At 71.1% G+C, this 14,264-nt stretch carries 15 protein-coding genes; 7 read left to right on the top strand and 8 right to left on the bottom strand.

Annotated elements, in window-relative coordinates; all coding sequences use genetic code 11:
- Positions 1–35 precede the first annotated feature (35 nt).
- On the top strand, positions 36–1,493 hold the full coding sequence (locus BSZ40_RS05385) for an MFS transporter (RefSeq protein ID WP_073824061.1): 1,458 nt from the start codon (positions 36–38) through the stop codon (positions 1,491–1,493).
- A gap of 54 nt (positions 1,494–1,547) precedes the next feature.
- Here the strand turns inward: BSZ40_RS05385 and BSZ40_RS05380 are convergent, their stop codons facing one another.
- From BSZ40_RS05380 to BSZ40_RS05370, 3 genes are read right to left on the bottom strand one after another with little or no spacing between them, the layout of a single operon-like run.
- The gene (locus BSZ40_RS05380) at positions 1,548–2,210 is read right to left on the bottom strand and encodes a hypothetical protein (protein ID WP_073824059.1); all 663 of its coding nucleotides are present in this window, start codon (positions 2,208–2,210) and stop codon (positions 1,548–1,550) included.
- The gene (locus tag BSZ40_RS05375; RefSeq protein WP_073824057.1) at positions 2,200–2,988 is read right to left on the bottom strand and encodes an alpha/beta fold hydrolase; all 789 of its coding nucleotides are present in this window, start codon (positions 2,986–2,988) and stop codon (positions 2,200–2,202) included. Before BSZ40_RS05375 ends, BSZ40_RS05380 begins: the two co-directional genes overlap by 11 nt.
- A gap of 1 nt (position 2,989) precedes the next feature.
- Positions 2,990–3,910 carry a DUF808 domain-containing protein gene (locus tag BSZ40_RS05370; protein WP_073824055.1) on the bottom strand — a complete coding sequence of 307 codons (921 nt, stop codon included), beginning with the start codon at positions 3,908–3,910 and terminating at the stop codon, positions 2,990–2,992.
- A gap of 357 nt (positions 3,911–4,267) precedes the next feature.
- Between BSZ40_RS05370 and BSZ40_RS05365 the strand changes: the two genes are divergently transcribed.
- The 3 genes from BSZ40_RS05365 to BSZ40_RS05355 are packed head-to-tail and all read left to right on the top strand — an operon-like array spanning position 4,268 to position 6,213.
- Positions 4,268–4,738 (top strand): hypothetical protein, encoded by a 471-nt coding sequence (locus BSZ40_RS05365; protein WP_073824053.1) that lies wholly within the window; start codon positions 4,268–4,270, stop codon positions 4,736–4,738.
- Between the two features lie 28 nt (positions 4,739–4,766).
- Positions 4,767–5,111 (top strand): Imm51 family immunity protein, encoded by a 345-nt coding sequence (locus tag BSZ40_RS05360; protein WP_084542658.1) that lies wholly within the window; start codon positions 4,767–4,769, stop codon positions 5,109–5,111.
- 46 nt (positions 5,112–5,157) lie between these two features.
- On the top strand, positions 5,158–6,213 hold the full coding sequence (locus BSZ40_RS05355) for a serpin family protein (RefSeq protein ID WP_073824051.1): 1,056 nt from the start codon (positions 5,158–5,160) through the stop codon (positions 6,211–6,213).
- Between the two features lie 51 nt (positions 6,214–6,264).
- On the opposite strand, the gene BSZ40_RS05350 is transcribed toward BSZ40_RS05355, so the two are convergent.
- Positions 6,265–6,837 carry a GNAT family N-acetyltransferase gene (locus tag BSZ40_RS05350; RefSeq protein ID WP_073824049.1) on the bottom strand — a complete coding sequence of 191 codons (573 nt, stop codon included), beginning with the start codon at positions 6,835–6,837 and terminating at the stop codon, positions 6,265–6,267.
- An 84-nt stretch (positions 6,838–6,921) separates the two neighbouring features.
- Here BSZ40_RS05350 and BSZ40_RS05345 point away from each other — a divergent pair, with 84 nt between their 5' ends.
- The 3 genes from BSZ40_RS05345 to BSZ40_RS05335 are packed head-to-tail and all read left to right on the top strand — an operon-like array spanning position 6,922 to position 11,071.
- Positions 6,922–7,515: a PadR family transcriptional regulator gene (locus BSZ40_RS05345; protein ID WP_073824047.1), complete on the top strand. Its 594-nt coding sequence runs from the start codon at positions 6,922–6,924 to the stop codon at positions 7,513–7,515.
- A complete protein-coding gene (locus BSZ40_RS05340) occupies positions 7,512–8,249 on the top strand; it encodes an ABC transporter ATP-binding protein (protein WP_073824045.1) in 738 nt (245 codons plus the stop codon). Before BSZ40_RS05345 ends, BSZ40_RS05340 begins: the two co-directional genes overlap by 4 nt.
- The gene (locus BSZ40_RS05335; protein ID WP_073824043.1) at positions 8,246–11,071 is read left to right on the top strand and encodes an ABC transporter permease; all 2,826 of its coding nucleotides are present in this window, start codon (positions 8,246–8,248) and stop codon (positions 11,069–11,071) included. The genes BSZ40_RS05340 and BSZ40_RS05335 overlap by 4 nt, the downstream gene beginning before the upstream one ends.
- A gap of 9 nt (positions 11,072–11,080) precedes the next feature.
- Here the strand turns inward: BSZ40_RS05335 and BSZ40_RS05330 are convergent, their stop codons facing one another.
- Genes BSZ40_RS05330 through BSZ40_RS05315 form a run of 4 tightly spaced genes read right to left on the bottom strand, consistent with a single transcriptional unit; the run spans position 11,081 to position 14,246 of the window.
- Positions 11,081–12,064 (bottom strand): alpha/beta hydrolase, encoded by a 984-nt coding sequence (locus BSZ40_RS05330; RefSeq protein ID WP_084542655.1) that lies wholly within the window; start codon positions 12,062–12,064, stop codon positions 11,081–11,083.
- Positions 12,045–13,463 (bottom strand): hypothetical protein, encoded by a 1,419-nt coding sequence (locus tag BSZ40_RS05325; RefSeq protein ID WP_073824041.1) that lies wholly within the window; start codon positions 13,461–13,463, stop codon positions 12,045–12,047. The genes BSZ40_RS05330 and BSZ40_RS05325 overlap by 20 nt, the downstream gene beginning before the upstream one ends.
- Positions 13,460–13,777, bottom strand: coding sequence for a hypothetical protein (locus BSZ40_RS05320; protein WP_073824039.1), 318 nt, complete (start codon positions 13,775–13,777; stop codon positions 13,460–13,462). The genes BSZ40_RS05325 and BSZ40_RS05320 overlap by 4 nt, the downstream gene beginning before the upstream one ends.
- Positions 13,770–14,246: a YbaB/EbfC family nucleoid-associated protein gene (locus BSZ40_RS05315; RefSeq protein ID WP_073824037.1), complete on the bottom strand. Its 477-nt coding sequence runs from the start codon at positions 14,244–14,246 to the stop codon at positions 13,770–13,772. The genes BSZ40_RS05320 and BSZ40_RS05315 overlap by 8 nt, the downstream gene beginning before the upstream one ends.
- Positions 14,247–14,264: the final 18 nt, after the last annotated feature.

The raw sequence follows: 14,264 nt of genomic DNA, 5'->3' as shown, positions 1-14,264 counted from the left end.
CCGCAGGTACTGAGCTGGCAGAAGGAGCAGGCAGCGTGCAGCCCTCGACGAACAACTACCTGCGCTGGTTAGCCGCCGATACAGCCCTCACCTTGGGATCGGCCCTGCGGGCGTTCGCGATCCCGGCGCTCGTATTCCTGGCCACCGGTTCGGAAAGCCGGGCGGGCATCATCGCGGCAGTGGCGGCGTTTGTCAGCGGGGCCTGCCTGCTGATCGGCGGGGTACTGGTCGACAAATACGACAAGCGGGTGCTGGTGCTGACCCAGGCCGCCATCGGGGTGGTCGTCATTGGGGCGGCCACCGCCTGGGCCAGCGTTTTTGGCCTGAGCTTCGGCCTGCTCCTGGTGCTCGGGGTAATCATGGCTCTGCGTGGCGGGCTGCTCGGCAGCGCCTCCGACATTTGGCTGCGGGACATCGTCCCGGCTCAGGAGCTGCCGCGCCGCATGGCTGTCAACGAGGGGCGCGACGCCACCGTCGAGCTCGGCGGCGGTCCCCTGGCGGGCGTGCTGGTCACCTGGCACTGGGCCGCCACCTTCGTCACCGAGGTGGTGCTGAGCGCGGTCGGGTTCGTGGCGGCCTGGCGGCTGCGGCCCGCGAAGACAGCGGCGCAGGATGACGTCGCGGGCGCTGACGCGGGCGCGGGTACTGCCAACGGAGCGGGCGTAGATAGCGGTACTGACGCGGGCCAGGCCAACGACGATGCGGACGTGGCCGCCACTGGCGTCGACGCGGCGGGTACTGACACCGCCGACGCCCTCGCGCTGCCGCCTTCCGACGGCGAGCCCCTGGACGCGCCCGCCGTGGAACCGCCCGCGACCGATGCCCCCGCACGGGAGGGCAACATCGCGGCCGCCTTCGCGGGCGTTGCGCTGATTACCCGGCACGCGCTGCTGCGGCGCATAGCCGTGCTGTCGGTGCTCTTCTTTCCGCTCGTCAACGGCTTCCTGCTCTACCTGCTACTAGCCACCCTCGGCGGGGGCGGCAAGATCGTCTCCGCCTCACTCTTCAACTCGGCCGTCGCCGTCGGGGCGCTGGTCGGCTCGGCCGTCGCCACCAAGCTCGTCGAGCGGGTGGCGGCAGGCAAACTGGTGGCCGCCACGTTCTTCCTACCGGCACCCCTCACCCTGGCCGTGACCCTCGTGCCGTGGCTGTGGCTGAAACTCGTGCTGCTGGTGCCGTTGTTCTTCCTGCTGCCGGCGGGCAACGCGTCGTTCGGTGGCTTCATGATGCTGGTGATTCCCAAACACCTGCTGGGGCGGACGTTCGCCGCCACCGGGCTCGGCACCGCGATCTGCGCGCCGCTCGTCAGCCTCGGCCTGGGCTTCCTGCTGGAAAACGCCGGGCCGACCGTCACGGGCCTGACCCTGGCGGCCTGCCTGGCCCTGGTGGCCAGCGCGGCCCTCACCTCCCGCGTTATCACCGGCCTGCCACTGCCGGACCAGTGGGAGGAGTACATCGACGCCCACCAGTTGCGGCCGGCCGAACCGGTCTAAGCGGCGGCCCGGCGGGCGGCGGGCCCGCCTTGGCCACCGAGCCAAGCGCGGATGCTAACTGCCGTCGCCCCCCAGGACGGCGGGCCAACCGCCAGTGCGGGCGGCCTGCCCGGCCCGAATGATGAGGGCGTGAAGGTGCTGCCACTGCCGCACCGGCAGCTCCGTGGCAGCCACCTGGGGCGCCAGTGCCCGGTGCGCCGCGGCGTACGTAGGCCAGGGAGGGTAGCCGACGTGGGCCAGCAGGCGGCGCGCGTACGTGTCGCACACGAAGACCGGGCGGTTAAAGACGTACAGGGCCACCACGTCGGCGGTCTCCGGGCCGATTCCCCGCACCGCCAGCAGCTCGGTGCGCAACGCGGCCGTGGGCAGAGCCCGGGCTGCCGCCCCGCGGTCCCGCCACCAGGCGGCGGCCGCCCGCAAGGAGGCGGCCTTGGCCCGCATAAATCCCGCGGGGCGGATGAGCTCCTCCAGCTCGGGGCCAACCGCGGCCAGGGCGGCGGGGGCCAGCAGTCCCGCAGCCTGCAGGGCCGCCAGGGCGCGCGCCGCGCCCGCCCACGCCGTGTTCTGCACCAGGATGGCCCCGGCGATGATCTCCAGCTCGCTGTCGGCAGGCCACCAGTTCGGGCTGGAGGCCCGCCACCAGTCGCCCACGTCCACCGCCGCGTCCAGGCGACGGTACAACTGGGCCAAACTCGGGGGCGGCGCGCTAGCTGCCATCCGTGCGGCTCCAGGCCGCCAGGTAGGGCTCGATGCGGGCAGCGAACGCCTCGGGGTTCTCCCGGCGCACGCAGTGGCGGGCGCCCGGCAGCAGTTCGCCGCGCAGGTGCGGGTTGCCGGTGGCGGCCAGGCGCGCCAGCCCCGCGGGCCCGAGCAAGCAGTCGGGGGTGTCAGACGTGACGAAGACGGTGGGCACCGCCAGGTCTGCCCCCCAGCTGTCCCACGGCGCGCGGTAGCCGACCCGCCCGGCGCGCACCAGCGCGAGGTCAACCTGCGCCTTCGCCGCCAGCCAGCCCGGCAGGTCGCGCGCGGGCCAGGTCGGGTAGGCCTGCTGCAGGTGCGCGCGGGCCGCCCGCGGATCGAAGGCCGCCAACCGGGCGGCCTCCGCCGGGCCCCAGGCGGCGAAGTGTTCCTCTTGCTCGGGTGTCAACCACGCCGGATCCTCGGCAATGACGCCGCGCACCCAGTGCGGATGCTCCGCGGCCAGGCGGCTGACCAGGGCGCCTCCCATTGAGTGGCCATAAAGGATGGCAGGCCCGTGCGTGGCCACCAACGGCGCGAGCGTGGCTGTCAGGGCCCGCAGGCAGGCGGCCAGCGGATCGCCCGCCCCGTCCCAACGGGGCGAGAGCCCGTGGGAGAGTGAATCGACGGCCACCACGTGGAAGCGCCCCGCCAGGCGGGCGGCGAAATCTGCCAAGCTGGCCGCCGAGTCGGTTACCCCGTGGCAGGCCACCAGCAGGGGAGCCGTGACCGGGCCGTGGCTGAGGGCGTGTAGCACGCTAGTGCTTCTTCCGCCGCGTCAGCAGGTGGGCCAGCCCGGCAAAGATGCCGCCCCACAACAACCCGAATACCAGCGACACGAGGGTGTCAGCCACCCACGCGGCCAGTCCGCCCAACGGTAGGTGGCCAGCGGCGTGCGCCGCGGCGTGCGCCACGTCCGCAAACCACGGCAAGCCAACCTGGGCGAGATTCGCCACCACCAGGTGCCCGCCGACCCACAGCATGGCCGCCGTGCCGATGACGCTGATGGCGGCCAGCACCTTCGGCATGGCGGCCACCAGGGCATGCCCGAGACGTTGGGCGCTCGGCTGCGGCCGCGTGGTCAGGGCCAGGCCGACATCATCCATCTTCACGATCAACCCGACGACCCCGTAGACGGCGACGGTGATGAAGATGGCGACCACGACGAGGATGGCAGCGCGCATGCCGAGAGACTTGTCGGCCACCTCGTTCAGGGCGATCACCATGATCTCGAACGACAGGATGAAATCGGTGACGATCGCGCCCCGCACCACCGTCTTCTCATCCTTCGCCTCCACCTCGCTGGCGGTGGAGTGAGCGTGGCCCGTGAACTTCTCCAGCACCTTCTCGGCACCCTCGAAGCACAGGTAGGTGCCGCCGAGGATCAGCAGCGGCGTGAGCAGCCAGGGGGCGAACTGGGAGAGGATCAGCAGCAGCGGCAGAATGAACACCAGTTTGTTCACCAGCGAGCCGGTAGCGATCTTGCGGATGATGGGCAGCTCGCGGGCCGGGGTGACCCCCTCGACGAACTTCGGGGTCACGGCGGCGTCATCCACCACCACCCCAGCAGCCTTCGCGCTGGCTTTGCCTGCGGCCGCGGCCACGTCGTCCAGGCTCGCCGCGGCGGCCTTGGCGAGCGTGGCGATGTCATCGAGGAGTGCAACTAGTCCACCAGCCATTGGTTCCCTTTCGTCGCCTCAATGGTAGGGGGCGCGCGCCAGGGGGATTGCCGTCCAGGAGCAGACCGCCACGACCTGCGGGGGCCGGGGTGGGGTGCGCGCCCGGGGGATCGCCCTAGTTGGCTATCAGGGGAGGTTATCCGGTGTATATGGCGCTTGTGGTCTCCCTGTTGCAAGTTAGGGCGGCTGCTTGCGGGGCTTGAACTGGGCGGTTGCTTGCGGGGCTTGAACGGGGCAGCTACTTGCGGGGCTTGAACAGGGCCGCTGTCGGCGGGGGTTCTTGCGGGCGGGCCCTTGCCTCGCACCTAGGCTTTAAGGCCCCGAAGTGGGTCGCGGGGGAGCCGTAGCCTGGGGGACATGCCCCTGTCTCTCGCCGCCGATGTCGTGCCCGCGCAGTTGGCTGACCTCGCCCTGGCGCTGTGGCGGGCAGGCCAGTGGCCGTGTGGCGAGGGCATCGACCCGTGGCTGACCCGGTTCGGTCTGGGGATCGGGCAGACCGATCCGTTCTCCCGGCGCGGAGGTGTGGTCTCGGGGCTGGTGCGCGGCGGGCAAGCGCGGATCGAACGGACTGCTGATGCGGCAGGCAAGCTGGTGGAGGTGGCACTCCTGGCTGGTGCGGGCGCGGATCGGTCGGTGTTGGCTGACTGGCAGGCGAGCGTGGCAGCCACCTTGCAGCGGGAGGCCGGGCAGGTGGCCGCGGACGCCTTCGCGGTGGACGTGGTGGAGCTCGCGGTGGGGGCGGTGCTGCCGGGTGGGGTGGCCGCAGCGCCGGGCACGTGGGCGTTGCGGGTGGGCGTGCGCGGCCCGAATGTGAGCACCAGCTGTTAACTTGAGGGGCAAACGAAAGGAGACCCCAATGGCCAACTTGCCCGCCTGCGTCCGGATCCACATGTATGACACCGACCCCGCCGACGCCTACCTGGCGATCGAGGCGGGCGACCCACCCACCAGTGCGCTCATTGAGGAGCTGGGGCACGAGCCCGGCGGCTACTTCTGGGAGGGGGTCGTGTCGTGGCTGACCAAGCAGGGCCAGCTGCCGGAGCAGAACCTGGACCCGGAGAGCAGCATGTTCGTGGCCCGCGGCTCGGTGGAGCAGCTGGAACAGTTGGCGCAGGCGCTGACCCCCTACCTGACGGACGACGCAGCCATACGGGAGCTCATCACGGCGGCCGACGCGGCGGGGCACGACTTCGACGACTAGCCCGCCGCGACGGTGGCGCCGGGAAGGGAACGGGGAGCAGGGAACCATGGGGTCGAGGGCGTTCATTGACCGAGTCGGGGCGGAAATGGTCGCTTTGCAGCTGGCCGCCCGGCCGGGGCGGAACGCGCTGTGCAGTCCGGTGGGGGTGGCCGCGTTGCTGTCGCTGTTGTGCCCCGCGAGCGTGACAGAGCTGACCTCCGTGACCCAGTCGGCGTTGCGGCGCTTCGAGCCAGAGCCCGCTGCCCTGCGGGACTTCGATCCAGGCAATCCGCCGACGGCGCCGCTGCTGCACCTGGCCAGTCATCTTCTCCTCATCGCCGGTGCCCAACCCCGGCCCGCCTATCTGGCAGAGGTGACGGGCCGGGCGGAGATTAGTCGGGTCGCGCTCGGTGACGCGACATCCCGCCTCAATGCTTGGGCGGCGCTCCACACCGGCGGTCTCTTTCCGCAGACGGCGGTGGGGGTGGACGAGCAGACCCGCCTTGTGCTGCAAAACGCCCTCTTGTTCGCTGCCCGGTGGGAGCGGGAGCTCACCCTGGTCAGCTGTGGGGCGGCCTTTCGCCGCGCCGATGGCACCACCTCCACCGCCGACTACCTGGGGACTGTCGCCCAACTCCAGCTAGTACGCGGCGATGGGTGGCGGGCCGTCCGCCTGCCTTACCGGGGAGAAGGTTTGGTCTGCGACTTCATTCTGCCGCGGCGCAGGTGCTCGCTCACCGAGCTGCCCGCCACCACCTGGGCGGAGGCCACCGCGGCCCTCTCCGGCGCTGCCCCGACGCTGGTGCAGCTGCGGGTGCCGAAACTGGATCTCGTCTCCGGCCCGCTGGAGTTGGCACCCTTGTTGGACAGGCTCGGCCTGTCGCTGCAGCTTGACCGAATCCTGCCCGGCCTGTCGGGGTGGCAGGCCGCGCAGCAGGTGCGGGTCGCGGTCTCGGAGACAGGCACGGTCGCAGCGGCGCTGACCGAGCAGTGGATGTGTTCCGCGGTTGCTGAGGACGAGCCTGTCGAGTTCACCGTCAACCATCCCTTCGTGCTGCGCGTGGTGGATCTGGCTGCCGACGTCCCCCTCATTGAGGCCGCTGTTGTCGATCCTGCGTGCTGAACTAGACCATGCCTCGTGAGAGTCGGGCGGGCAATCGGCCGCGCCTGGTCCTCAGGCGGTGGTGCCGAGGCGGGTCAGTAGCCCCGCGCGGACCGTGGGCCACTCGGCGGTCAGCACGCTGAAGTAGTCGACGTCGGCGATGGTGCCGTCGGCGGCCGGTCGGAAGGCGCGCAGGGTGCCCTCGTAGGTGGCTCCGAGTCGGGCGATGGCGCGATGCGAGCGCGTGTTGCGAGCGTCGCACCGCAACGCCACCCGGGTCAGGCCGAGCTCGTCGAACGCCAGGGTGAAGAGCAGGAGCTTGACCGCCGGATTCACCGTGGTGCCCCAGACGTGGCGGGCGTAGATCGTGTTGCCGATCTCGGCGCGCACCGGGCGCACGATGTCGTACAGCGTCGTGCGGCCAACGAAGTGGCCGTCTTGCTCAACTGCGAACGCGTAGGAGTCGGGCTGCGCCGTCAGCGCGGCCAGGTGGTCGCGCATGGCGGCGGCGGTGGGCGGCAGGGGCTGACTCATGCCCGCCCACATGTCGGTATCGGCCAGCGCGTGCAGGGCGGGGCCGTCCGTGGCGGGGGACAGGGGACGCAGGCGCACCCCGTGCGTGGCGAGCGAGAGATCGTGCTGCATGCCGGGAGTCTAAAAGGCTTGACGGGGCCATCCCCACCCCCTAAGTTACCGGGTAACTGGTTACTCGGTAAGTAAGGAGGATGTGTGTCCGTTCGCTACGCCCTGCTGGCCCTGCTGGCCGCGCAGGACCAGTCCACCTACCAGCTGCGTGGGGCCTTCGACGCCGCCACCGCCGCCACCTGGCCCCTCAACATCGGCCAGGTCTCGACCACCCTGGCCCGCCTGCACCGCGACGGCCTGGTGGACAAAGACGCCGACGACGCCGCCTGGCATCTGACCTCCGCCGGCCGCCAGGCGCTGGCCGCCTGGTGGGATGAGCCCGTTGCCCGCCTGGCCGCCGGGCGCGACGAACTCATCATCAAGCTCGCCCTGGCCGCCACCACCGGGCAGGACCTCCCCGCGCTCATCCAGCGGCAACGCGTCGCCACCCAGCGCACCCTGCACGACCTCACCGCCGCCCGCCGCGCCGCTGGTACCGCCGACATCATCGGGCGGCTCATCCTCGACCACCACCTCTTCGCGCTGGAGGCTGAGCTGCGATGGCTCGACGACGTCGAGGCCAGCCTGGGGCGCCTGCCAAGCGCACAACCGCGCCGCCACCCCGGCGCCCACTCGGCGCCGCAGCAATCCGAGGGCGCTGCCACCTCCGCCGCCCCGCAACCGGAGCGCGCCCAATGAGCGCCCTGCTGCGCCTGGTGGAGGCCAGCTGCGTGTATGGCGTCGGCCCCACGGCGGTCACCGCCCTGACCGGGGTCAGCTTGGAAGTGGCGGCCGGGGAGTTTGTCGCCGTGATGGGGGCCTCGGGGTCCGGCAAGTCGACCCTGCTGCACCTGGCCGGCGGCCTGCAAAGCCCCACCGCGGGCACGGTGTGGGTGGACGGGCAGAACCTGGCCGACCTCGGCCCCACCGGCCGGGCCCTGGCCCGCCGCCGCACGATCGGCTACGTCTTCCAGGACTTCAACCTGCTGCCCGCCCTCACGGCGGCGGAGAACATTGCCTTCCCGCTGGAACTAGACGGTGCATCCCGCCGTGCGGCCCGCGCCGCCGCCCTGGCGGCCCTGCAGGAGGTGGGCATCCCCGAGCTGGCCGACCGCTTCCCCGAGGACATGTCCGGTGGGCAGGCCCAGCGGGTGGCCATCGCGCGGGCCACGGTGGGACAGCGCCGCCTACTGCTGGCCGATGAGGCCACCGGCGCCCTCGACAGCGTCACCGGCGCCGCCGTCATTGAGCTGCTGCGGCAGCGGGCCGACGCGGGGGCCGCGGTTTTGCTGGTAACCCATGAGGCGCGTTTCGCCGCCTGGGCCGATCGGACCATCTACCTGCGCGACGGCCGCGTCATCGACGAGGCAGGCCCATCCGACCCCGCGGCGCTGCTGCCCAGTGCCGGTCCAGGAACGGGGAGGCAGGCATGAGGGGATTACGGGTCGCTGCCCGCCTGGCCTGGCGCGACGCCCGCCGTCACTGGGCGCGCTCCTTGTTCGCCCTGCTGCTACTGTCCCTCCCGGCTGCCTTCACCGCCGGGTTAATCATGCGTGACGTGGAGGCCCCTCTCGGGCGCGACAGTCAACTGGCTGCGTTGCCGGACTCCGCCGCCGCCCTGCTGACCGCCACCGCGGTGCGCGACCCCAGCGTCGTGCAGGATCCGACCGGCCCGCGGGGCATCTGGATGGACGACCCCGATATCAACCCCGCCTCCCTGCAGGCCCTGCAACGGGTTCTGCCCGCCCACGAACTGGTGCCCTACTACCGGGTGGAACAACTGGTGGCCACCAGCGGCCAACTACTTCCACCCGGGCAGGCCGGCCCCGTGGGCGGGCACACCGTGTGGGAGGGGGTGCGCGCCCGCCAGCTGGCCCTGCCCAGCCTCCTGGAGGCACCCGCCGACCTGTTACCCGAGTTCCTCCCGCCCCTGACGACCGGGCGGGCGGCCACTAAGCGCGACGAGCTGGTCATCTCCACGGCGTTGGCCAAACGCACCGGGGTGCGAGTGGGGCAACAGCTGACCCTCCTTGCCCCACCCTTCTCCGGCTGGTATTCCACCACCGGCCGGGTCCCGGAAGTCATCGCCGACCGCATGCAGAGCTACACCGTGGTGGGCATCGCCGCGCAGCCAGACGAAAGCGCCTGGAGCGTGGAGGGCCTGGTGGCCGAACTGGTGCGCCAAGATTCGCGCGGCATTCCCCGCCTCTACGCGGCCCGCGGTCCGCAACCCGTGACCTGGCAGCAAGTCAAGGAACTCAACGCGCTGCGCACGTTCGCCCTCTCCCGCCACGTGCTGACCCACTTGCCGCCGCCCGCCGAGCTCTACCCCAGCGTCCTGCTGACCGTGCAGGTGCAGCGGGGCCTAGTGGTCTCGGCCCTGACCACCCTGGCCGGGGTGCTGCTCACCCTCGGCCTGGTCACCCCCGCTTTCGTGGTCGGCAGCGAACAGCAGCGCCGCTCCCTGGCGTTGGCGGCCGTCACCGGGGCCACCGGCCGCGACCTACGCCGCGTCCTGACCTGGCAGGGGGCGAGCCTCGGCGCGTTGGGGGCGCTGCTGGGCACGATCGGCGGCACCGTCCTGGCGGCCGGGTGGTACCGGTGGCGGCTACCCGGGGGCGACATCTGGCAACACCTGCCGTGGGGGCTGTTGGCCCTGCCCGTGCTCGGCGGTCTCGTGATGGGCTACCTGATGACCTGGGGGCCCGCCCGGCGCGTAGCGGGCCTGGCGCCCGTGGAGGCGCTCAAGCGGCGGCCCCGTGCAACGGGTAGCCGCCGCGGCGACCGCGCGCGCCTGCTGGCGGCCCTGGGCAGCGCGGGTGCGGCCGGGCTTTGCGCCGCCGCCGTGCTGGCTGTCCCGCCCCCGTCGCCCGGCGACGTCGTCCCCGCCGGTCAGCCAGTGCTCCTGCCGGTGGCCAACCTCGCGCTCCTGATCTTCCTAATCACCGTCCCGCTCGCGGCCTGGCTGGCCCTGCCCAGCTTCCTGCGGCTGCTGCCGCGCGCCCGGCTCCCTTTGGTACTACGGCTAGCGGCCCAGGAGGCCGACCTCCACCGCGGCCGCACCGTTCCCGCCGCCACCGCCGTCATGGTGTGTGTGGCGTTGGCTAGTGGCCTCATCACGGTCGGCTCGTCCTTCGCCCGGGAGATGGAGGACAACCAGAACGCCATCGTCGGGGCCGGGCACCTGGTGCTATTTAACGAAGTGCCGGTCTCCGCTGGTTTCGATCGGGCCCTCGTGCACGACACCATCGCGCACCTGCGTTCCCAGCTGCCGGTGACCGGGGTGCGGGACCTGTACGCCATCGACTTTGCGGCAGGCTACGTGCATCCCGACATTCCCGGCGCGCATGAGTGTGCCGCGGGGGAGGACTACACCCGCCACACCGCTCGTACTCTCGGCGCCCCCATCGTGTGCGTGCCCGTAGAGCTGGGGGCGGACGACGGGCTCCAATTGCCGTGGCTGGCGGGCAGCGACGCCTTCGTGATGGACGGGGCCACCATGCGTGCCTCCGGGCTGCCGGGAGCCGCCGCGGCCGCTGACGTGCTGGAGAGCGGTGGGGTGGTGGTGCGTTTTGCCCCGCACCTGGACGGCACCCAGGTGCGGGTGGTGCGGACCACCGACCTGGAGGAGGAGCTGGCCGCCGTGCAACGGCCCGGGCACCTGCTGTGGGGGCTGGCCGCCGGCATCGTGGTGCCGCCGACGGTCGCCACCGAGTTGGGGGCCGAGCTGCGGTACGTCGCCTCCTACCTGGAGACCAGCCGCCCCCTGACGGCGCAGGAGATAGCGCTGGCGGACACCGCCAGCGGTGAGCTCAACTCGCTGGTGCGCACCGCCACCCGTCCTGCCGCCCCGCAGTTGGGGGGTGCGTTATACACCCTGCCCCTGGCCGCACTCACAGCGCTGGGATTGCTGGCCACCAGCGTGGCAGTGGCATTGGCCCGCACCGTGCGCGTGGCCGACATGGCCACCATGCACGCCGTCGGGGCCAGCCCCGGCTTCCTGCGCCGCTACGACATGGCGCAAGCCGGGGTCATCCTCCTGGTGGGGATGCCGCTCGGGTTAGCGGTCGGTGGGGCGCTGGCCGTCTTCCAAGTCCTCTGGCTGCGGCGCCTGGGGCCCGTCGGCTCCTGGGCGCACATCGACTTCGCCCCCGCCTGGCAGGCGCTCCTGGTGGTCGGCTTTAGCCTCCTCGCCTTGGCCATCACCTGGCTGGGGGCGCGGCCCCACCGCTTGACCGGCCGGTCGCTGGACTAGGGGCCGCCGTTAGCGGGCCGCCAACTGGGCCAGCAGCCAGTCGTTGGCCCGGTCCAAAAACGCCCGCCCCGGGCGAGTGCGGTTGTGATACGACTCGAAGGCGTGCGGGCCGCCCGGCACCACCACCAGCTCCGTGTCCACCCCCGCGGCGGCTAGGCGGCGCGCGTAGCGGCGGGTCTCGCCGTAGAACAGGTCGATGTCGCCCACCCCGAGCCAGGTGGGCGGCAGGCCCCGCAAATCGGCGCGCCGCCCCGGCGCGGCGTACTCGGGAACCTGGGGACTGCCCGGTGGCAGGCCCGTGTAGGCGCGCCAAGCGAACCAGTTGGAGTGGTTGTTCCACAGGAAGTGGCCGCGCTCGTCGAGCGAGCGGTCGGCCGCCGTGCGGTCGTCCAGCATTGGGCAAAACAGCCACCGGGCGGCCGGTTGGCGCCCACCGGCGTCGTGCAGCTGGTGCGTCAGGGCGGCGGCCAGCCCGCCGCCCGCGCTCTGCCCGCCCACCACCAGCCGCGCGGCGTCCACCCCGAGCTCGGCGCAGTGGTCCACGAGCCAGCGCCAGGCGGCCGCGACGTCGTTTAGGGCCGCCGGGTAGGGATCGGCGGGGGCGAAACGATACTCCGGCGAGACCACCACCGCCCCCAGCTCGTGGGCCTGCCGGGCGCACCGGCGGTGCTCGTGCGCCCCATTGCCGAACAGGTAGCCACCCCCGTGGATCCACAGCAGGCCCGGGCGCTGCCTGGTGCCGCGCGGCGTGTAGACGTGCGCCCCCACACCGTCGGCCAGCGGCACGTAGCGGTAGTCCAGACCGCGGGTCAGGCGCGGCGGGGTGATGCGGCGGCTGGCGGCCTGCACCGCCGCCAACCACCGGGGGTTGGCCACCGGCGGCTGGGGCACCCAGCGGTAGGCCCACCGGAAGGCCGGGCGAATGTCGCGGGCGCGCAGTGGCGGCCCGGGGCGTGCCCGCTCCGCACCGTAGCTACTCTCCTGTGTAAGCATCCCACTCGTCCTTAGCTAAGCCCGTCCAGGTGGCAAAGTTACCCAGATATTCCTCCAGGGCCCCCGACTCCTCCGCCGACGGGAAGCGCCAATTGTCGTCCACCACCTGGTGATATTGCCGCCACTTTTGCCCCCGATTCGGGTTGGCCAGCATATCTGCCAACTCTTGGGGGGTCTGCGGGCTGGCGTCCAGCATCCGGGTGGAGGCAGCCGCCCAATCGTCGCGCTGCGAACTGGGCAGCCCACTGATCAATTTCGCCTGCTCCTGGCCGGATAGGCCCGACAGGAACATGCGGCGCCGCTCGTCGTCCCGCATCACCCGGTTGAGGAAATCGTGCCGTCGGGCCGGTGGCAGTGAGTGCAACCAATCTAGGCGGGTTTGCGCGTCTGTCCCCTGTAACGCCGCCTTGATGTCCTTTCGCCGCGCGGCGCCTAACAGTCCCTCGTCCAGCCGCTGCGTACCCCGGGAAGCGTTGGTGGCCAGCTCCGCCCCGTTTCCCGCCGCCTCGGCAGCATTCCCGGCAGCGCGGGCACTGTTACCGGCGGTGCGCAGGAAATTGGAACCGACATCACTCTTATCGACGAAGGAGCGACCAACACTGCGGCCGGCCGCTACCGCTAAGTCGGACGGTAGGTCAAAGAGGCGCCCCAGACCGCGCATGCTCGCGGTGAGCCCGCGCCCGATAGCCCCGCACTTGGAGATCAGGTTCATGATGGCGTCCAGAAGCTTCTTAATCTTCATGGCCTTGGCCGCCACCCACGCGCTGATCTGCGCGGCCACGATCGGTGTCGCCAGCCCGAGGCTGAGGACCTCCTCCAAGACGGTCTGCAGGAACAGGCCGATGGCTTCGGAGATCATGTCGCGAATGGTCTCGTAGGCGGCGCTGACGACCGCCCCGATCATATTGATGTTGTTAGCGACTCCGGTGGCGCTCGCGGCGAGGGCGGTCAGGGCCAGGCTGTGCTGTCCTAGCTTCGCGCGGTACGCGGTAGCCGACTCGCCGCTTTCCTCGGCTGTTTGCCGGGCCGCAGCCTCCACGTCCGCCGCGGAAGCGGTCAACTGGTGGGAGATGTTGCTCCAGGTCTGGGCCCCCGCCGCGATCTCGTCGCGGTCGCCAGTGACCCACTGGAGTGACTCGCGGATGGGGGTGATGTGCTCCATCAGGTAGCTGATGGCCCACCCGACTCCGGTGGCGAGCGGGTTGAAGGCCATGGAGACCCCGCTGGCCACAATGCCCGCCCCGGCCACAAATTCGCCGACGAGGCCTTCGTTGCCGAGCTCCTCGCTGAAGTTGTAGATATCGGTGATGATGCCGGCGCCGTTGATCCAGCCCTCCGACCCGGCGCTGAAGAAGCCTTCCCCACCCAGCTGGGATTCGGTCACCAGGATGTTGTTCACTGCTCTAGTCCTTTGAGGATGTCGGCGTAGAGCGCCTGCAGTTCCGACTCTGTCTCGGCGAAGTCGTCGGCGAGCTTGCTGGTGGCGGTGGCCAGTCGCTGCGCGGACTGTGCGAGTTGATTGGCGGTGTTTTCCGCTTCCTCAGTGATCGCGTCATAAATTGCGCCGCACAGGGGCGTGAAGAGCAACCCGAACGGCGTGCCGGTCATGGTGCCTTGCGCCGCGGCGCACACCTGCGAGAGGTCCGCGGCGACCGGTTGCAGGAGGGAAGCCTGCGCCTTCCAAGTCTCGCTGCTGAATGACAGGTCAGACATGGTTCCTCCTCTCCCGCGGTCGCAGCACCTGCGGGCCGTCCCAGGGACGACGCGGGCCGCTCGGCTTGGTCGGTTCCGGTTGCGGGGTAGGGCCCGCCAGGAAGGCGTCGACGGCGGCGCTGGTGCGGCGCGCGTCGGGATGCTCTTCGCCCCACGCTTCGGTGACCAACTCCTTAACCCGCTGCCCCACCTGCACCCCCGCCTGCTGAATGGTGCGCAGGATGAGGGCCGCGAGCTCGGCCGGTGCCAGACGGAGCGCTTCGTCCTCCAGCTGTAGGTTCGTCGGGATGCCGTTGGCGTTGGTGGTCACGTGCACCTGGCCACACGGTGAGCTGACCTGCGCGCTCAGGGTTTGAATTCGGGCCGCCAGTTCCTGATCCCGACGGGCTTTTTCCTGCGCCTGCTCGGCCCAGGCCGCGATGTGGGCGGAGGTGGCGGCTCGCAGCGACTCAAATGGATCTGTGTTCACCGTTCCGGCTTCCTCCCT

This window comes from Buchananella hordeovulneris (assembly GCF_001907235.1).
GTDB lineage: Bacteria > Actinomycetota > Actinomycetes > Actinomycetales > Actinomycetaceae > Buchananella > Buchananella hordeovulneris.
This window is presented reverse-complemented; position numbering and strand designations above follow the sequence as displayed.